We start from the raw sequence: 5,586 nt of genomic DNA on the forward strand, positions 1-5,586 counted from the left end.
GAAAATTGGGGGAAAAAATTGCCGAAGATTATTTAAGAAAAAAAAGATACCGGATTTTAGACAAAAATTTTTTATTTAGAATCCCCGGCCATCCCCAAAAGGGAGAAATTGATATTGTCGCCAGACCTCGCAGGAATGTCTTTGATATCCTGCAGGGCAAGAAAGAAGATGTTATTCATTTTATTGAAGTAAAAACCCTGAGTTCGGATAGAATAATTTTTCCGGAAGAAAAAGTAAATTATTTTAAACAAAAAAAATTAATAAAAACAGCTCAATTTTGGTTGCAAAAAAACAAAATCCCCTTGAACTCCAAATGGCAAATTGATATAATTTCAATAATAATTGATTTTGGGACCAAAAAAGCGAAAATTAAATTTTATAAAAACATTGTTTCTTAATCCGATGTTAGTTTTAAATCAAAAAGAAATAAAAAAAATAATTCCTTTAGCCAAAATGAAAGAAGTAATTAATTGGGTGGAAAGGGCGTTTTCCGATTATGGCAAAGAGATTTTGCAAATGCCGGCCAAAACCTATTTGTATTTTGAAAAATATAATGGGGACTTGAGAATAATGCCTTCTTATTCGCCAAGATTGGAAATGGCCGGAACAAAAATCGTTAATGTTCATCCCCAAAATATCAAAAAAGGACTTCAGACGGTAATGGCTGTTATTCTTTTAAATGACGTCAAAACCGGCAAACCCTTGGCAATTTTAGATGGTACCTATATTACCGGACTAAGAACCGGGGCAACCAGCGGAGTGGCAACCAAATATTTAGCCAAAAAAGAAGCTCAAACATTGGGGGTGGTTGGGGCCGGCTATCAATCAATTTTTCAAATAATGGCTATTAGCAAAGTGAGGAAAATAAAAAAAATTTTGGTTTATGATATTTCAAACAAACAGGTTGAAAAATTAGCCAAAATTTTAGCCAAAGAAAAAATAAAAATTAAAAAAGCCGATTTGGAAGAAGCGGCCGGACAAGAAATCGTGGTCACCGCCACTCCGGCCAAAGAAATAATTTTAAAAAGAAAATGGATTTTACCCGGTACCCATATTAATGCCATTGGAGCCGATGCCAAACACAAGCAAGAACTGGACCCTCAAATTCTCAAAACAGCCAAAATTGTGGTTGATTGCTGGGAGCAAGCCAGCCATTCCGGAGAAATAAATGTGCCTTTGGAAAGAGGAGAAATTTCAGAAAAAGATATTTACGGTCAGTTGGGTGAAATTGTTGTCGGCAAAAAACCAGCCCGACAAAATCAGTCAGAAATCACTATTTTTGATTCTACCGGTTTGGCAATCCAGGATCTCTATACCAGCTATTTTGTCTATCAAAAAGCCCTTAAAACAAAAATCGGCAGAAAAATTAATCTTTGAATAAGAGTATAAGTTATTGACAACTGAATTTTTTTACCTAAACTAAAATCAGCTTAGTCCGGTTAACGCGGGCTTTTCTTAAATATTATGGATATAAAATCTTTTAAATCAGCCATTGCCCAGATTGCCGAAGAAAAAGGAATTTCAGTTGAAAAAGTTTGGCAAGGGGCTGAACGGGCTTTTGCCGCTGCCTATAAAAAGGACTATGGGAAAAAGGGTCAAAAAATTTCAGCCAAAATTTTACCCCAAACCAATGAGGTTGAATTTTGGCAGGAAAAACTGGTAGTTGATGAAGCAATGATTTATTCTGAAGAAGAATGGCAAAAATTGAAAACAAAAAAGGAAGAAATAAAAAATCAAGAAGAAGACATCGGGGCAATGGAGGGCAAGGTCAGGTTTAATCCGGAAAAACATATTATCCTAAAAGAAGCAAAAAAAATTGAGCCCAAAATTAAAAAGGGCGAAGTTCTTAAAATTCCCCTTAAAGCCGAAGAAGATTATGGTCGTATTGCCGCTCAAACCGCCAAACAAGTCATTTTGCAGGAAATTCGCCAAGCCGAAAGAGATGCTGTTTTAGATGAATATAAAACAAAAGAAGGGGAAATAATTTCCGGAATCGTTCAGAGAATTGAGGGAAAAAATATTTTTTTTGATTTGGGTAAAACATTAGGCCTTCTACCAAAAGAAGAACAGGTTCCCGGAGAGTTTTACCGGCCGGGCCAGCGGCTCAAAGTTTATATTTTAAAAGTTGAATCAACTCCAAAAGGACCGGTTGTTTTTTTATCAAGGACTTATCCAAAATTCGTTTCTAAACTCTTTGAATTAGAGGTGCCCGAGGCCGGCCAAGGAACAGTAATAATTAAATCCATTGCCAGAGAGCCCGGTTCTCGGACAAAAATCGCGGTTGCTGCTACCCAGGAAGGAATAGATCCAATTGGCAGTATGGTCGGACAGAGAGGGTCCAGGGTTAATGCCGTAATTAATGAATTGGGAGGAGAAAAAATTGATATTATTCAATGGTCCGAAGATCCGGAAAAATTCATTGCCAATTCTTTATCGCCGGCCAAGGTTTTAGAGGTCAAACAACTGCCCAAAAATAAAGCTCTTTGTTTGGTGCCGGAAAATCAATTATCTTTAGCCATTGGCAAAGAAGGTCAAAATGTCAGGTTAGCGGCTAAACTGACCGGTTGGAAAATAGATGTCAGAAGTCCAGAGAAAGTAGCAGAAGAAGAAAAAGGCAGTAAATAGCCGCTCGGCAACCTGCTTCAAAGGACCGCAGAATTTCCCACCGAGAAATGGGGCCCATCGGCGAAGCTGATGGGAGGGTGGTGGGCGGGTTGTAGTCTGCTTAGTCCTCGGCTTGCTCGTCCCGACTTCATCGGGACACCATGGCCGCAAGCCTCCGGATGTCCTTTTCAGCAGTTGCCTCGCTTAATTATTCGCATATTCGTACTAATTCGTAGGGTTATGTTATTCCTTCCCATTATTGTTTCTATTTTCAGTTTAATTTTTGCTGTTTTTTTAATTAGGCAAATTCAAAAAGCTCCTGACGGTTCCGGGAAAATGGTTCAGGTTTCGCAGGCAATTAGAGAAGGAGCAATTGCCTATTTAAAAAGACAATATTTAAACATTGGCTTTGCGGCTTTAATCATTTTTTTTATTCTTTGGATAATTTTTAGTTTTAAAATTGGTTTGGCTTTTTTATTAGGGGCGATAGCTTCTGGTTTATCTGGTTTTGTTGGAATGATTATTTCTACCAAAACCAATATTAAAGTGGCTGAGGCGGCAAAAAAAGGAATAAGCCCTTCGTTTTCTTTGGCTTTTCAGGGAAGCCTGGTTACTGGTTTTTTTGTAGCCGGATTAGGGCTTTTTTCTGTCTCCTTTCATTATCTTTTAAGTCCGGAATTAGACCATTTGATTGCTTTGGCTTTTGGCGGAAGTTTAATTTCCGCCTTTGCTGTTTTGGGTGGTGGAATTTATACTAAAGCAGCCGATATTGGAGCTGATTTGGTTGGAAAAATTGAAAAAGGAATTCCCGAAGACGACCCCAGAAATCCGGCTGTTATTGCCGACCAGGTTGGCGATAATGTTGGTGATTGCGCCGGAATAGCTGCTGATTTATTTGAGAGCTATGTTGTTACTTTGGTTGCTGCTTTAATTCTTGGCTCGCTAATTTTTCCTGGAAAGCCCGAGGCAATTTTTTTACCCTTGTTTTTGGCATCAATAGCGCTTTTGGCTTCAATTTTGGCAACCTTTTTTGTTAGGATTGGCAGAGATAAAAATATAATCTTTGCTTTCCTTAAAGGATTAATCGCTTCAATATGTCTAATAGCTGTTGGCGCTTATCCAATAATTAAAAATTTGGCAACTGCCCTTGGTCAGCCGGCTTTTTCTCTTTATCTCTCGGCCCTAATTGGTTTAATTGTTTCAATAGGAATTTTTTTGATTGCTAATTATTTTACTTCAAAAAAACACTCCCCGGTTTTATCAATTGTCCGGGCTTCAGAAACCGGCCATGCCACCAATATTATTGCCGGATTAACAGTTGGAATGAAATCAACCCTTCCTTTCATAATTTTAATTTGCCTTGGGGTTTTAATTAGTTCTTGGTTAGCCGGGGTCTATGGAACAGCTATTGCTGCTTTGGTTATGCTTTCTTTATCTGGAATGATTGTTGCCCTCAATGCCTATGGACCAATTGTTGATAATGCTTCAGGAATTGCTGAAATGTCTGGCCTTCCGACAGAAGTAAAAAAAATTACTGACTCTCTGGATGCGGTTGGCAATACTACCAAAGCAATAAGCAGATTCTATGCCATTGCCAGCGCCGGTTTAGCTGCTTTAGCTCTTTTTTATATCTATAATCAAAAAATAGGCGGTCAATTTCAATTTCTCTTAAACGACCCAAGGGTTTTAATTGGTCTTTTATTGGGCGGCCTTTTGCCTTATTTGGTTAGTTCTTTTGCTATGGCTGCGGTTGGCAAGACAGCTGTAAAAATGGTTGAAGAAGTCAGGAGGCAGTTTAGAGAGATTAAAGGAATAATGGAGGGTGAACAAAAACCAGAATATGGAAAATGCGTTGATATTGTCACAAAATCAGCAGTAAGAGAAATGATTTTGCCTTCTCTTTTACCGGTCGCTTTTCTAATTTTGATTACTTTTATTTTGGGTCCCAAGGCATTGGGCGGTCTTTTGATTGGTTCAGTCATCACCGGTCTTTTCTTAGCCACTTTCCTTATTACCAGCGGAACGGCCTGGGACAATGCCAAAAAATATATTGAAGAAGGAAATCTTGGAGGAAAGGGCTCTTTTGCTCATCAAGCAGCAGTAACCGGCGATACGGTCGGGGATCCTGCCAAGGATTGCGCCGGTCCGGCAATTAACCCGATGATTAAGGTCTTGAATGTTGTTGCTTTGCTTATTGTTAGTTTTTTAGTATAATTAAAATATGAATCTCATTCCTACGGTCATAGAGAAAACACAATATGGTGAAAGGGCTTACGATATTTATTCCCGGCTTTTAAAAGAAAGGATTGTTTTTCTTGGAGGTCCAATTGTTGACCCGATAGCTAATTCCATTATTGCCCAACTTCTTTTTTTAGCGTCCAAAGATCCGGAAAAAGAAATCCAACTTTATATAAATTCACCGGGCGGTGTTTTAACTTCGGCCTTAGCCATTTATGACACAATGCAATATGTTAAGTCCCCGATTTCCACTGTTTGTATTGGTTCGGCCGCTTCAGGAGCAGCTGTTTTATTGGCAGCCGGCGCCAGGGGAAAAAGATTTTCTTTGCCCAATAGTCAGATTTTACTTCATCAGGTAGCAGTCAGCGGGGTTGGCGGCGAGGCAATAGAGGTGGAAATTGCTGCTAAACAAATCCTTAAATTAAAAGAAAAAGTAAATAAAATTTTAGCCAGACATACCGGTCAACCATTTAAAAAAATTGAAAAAGACACTGACCGCGATTTCTATTTGTCAGCCGAGGAGGCAAAAGATTACGGAATTATTGATGAAGTTGTAAAAATAAAAAATTAAAGAATAAAAATTTAGTATTTAGTATGTTTATTTTCAAAAATGTATTCAAAAAATCTAATTCCGAGTTTCCAGAGAGAGAGAGAGAGTTAAAGGTCTCTCTAAAAAGAGCTTCACCCTGGTTGAATTGCTGATTGTTATTAGCATTCTCGGTCTTTTGGCAAGCATTCTTTTGG

At 38.3% G+C, this 5,586-nt stretch carries 6 protein-coding genes; all 6 read left to right on the forward strand.

Translation table 11 applies throughout. From position 1 onward, the window contains the following. Nucleotides 1–398: YraN family protein (locus tag KY055_02620; GenBank protein MBZ1345493.1), on the forward strand; the 398-nt coding region annotated here is incomplete at its 5' end. A gap of 4 nt (nt 399–402) precedes the next feature. Further along, nucleotides 403–1,377 carry an ornithine cyclodeaminase family protein gene (locus KY055_02625; GenBank protein MBZ1345494.1) on the forward strand — a complete coding sequence of 325 codons (975 nt, stop codon included), beginning with the start codon at nt 403–405 and terminating at the stop codon, nt 1,375–1,377. A gap of 87 nt (nt 1,378–1,464) precedes the next feature. Then, the gene (nusA, locus tag KY055_02630; protein MBZ1345495.1) at nt 1,465–2,625 is read left to right on the forward strand and encodes a transcription termination factor NusA; all 1,161 of its coding nucleotides are present in this window, start codon (nt 1,465–1,467) and stop codon (nt 2,623–2,625) included. A gap of 219 nt (nt 2,626–2,844) precedes the next feature. Next, a complete protein-coding gene (locus tag KY055_02635; protein MBZ1345496.1) occupies nt 2,845–4,818 on the forward strand; it encodes a sodium-translocating pyrophosphatase in 1,974 nt (657 codons plus the stop codon). A 7-nt stretch (nt 4,819–4,825) separates the two neighbouring features. Then, a complete protein-coding gene (locus tag KY055_02640; protein ID MBZ1345497.1) occupies nt 4,826–5,413 on the forward strand; it encodes an ATP-dependent Clp protease proteolytic subunit in 588 nt (195 codons plus the stop codon). 115 nt (nt 5,414–5,528) lie between these two features. Beyond that, a partial coding sequence (locus KY055_02645; protein MBZ1345498.1) for a prepilin-type N-terminal cleavage/methylation domain-containing protein occupies nt 5,529–5,586 on the forward strand: 58 nt, incomplete at its 3' end.

Source organism: Candidatus Nealsonbacteria bacterium (assembly GCA_019923625.1).
Lineage (GTDB): Bacteria > Patescibacteriota > Minisyncoccia > Minisyncoccales > RBG-13-42-11 > JAHXGN01.

Coding starts and splice junctions, on each gene's coding strand:
- KY055_02625 (MBZ1345494.1), top strand. CDS start 403: ATGTTAGTTTTAAATCAAAAAGAAATAAAAAAAATAATTCCTTTAGCC.
- nusA (MBZ1345495.1), top strand. CDS start 1,465: ATGGATATAAAATCTTTTAAATCAGCCATTGCCCAGATTGCCGAAGAA.
- KY055_02640 (MBZ1345497.1), top strand. CDS start 4,826: ATGAATCTCATTCCTACGGTCATAGAGAAAACACAATATGGTGAAAGG.
- KY055_02635 (MBZ1345496.1), top strand. CDS start 2,845: ATGTTATTCCTTCCCATTATTGTTTCTATTTTCAGTTTAATTTTTGCT.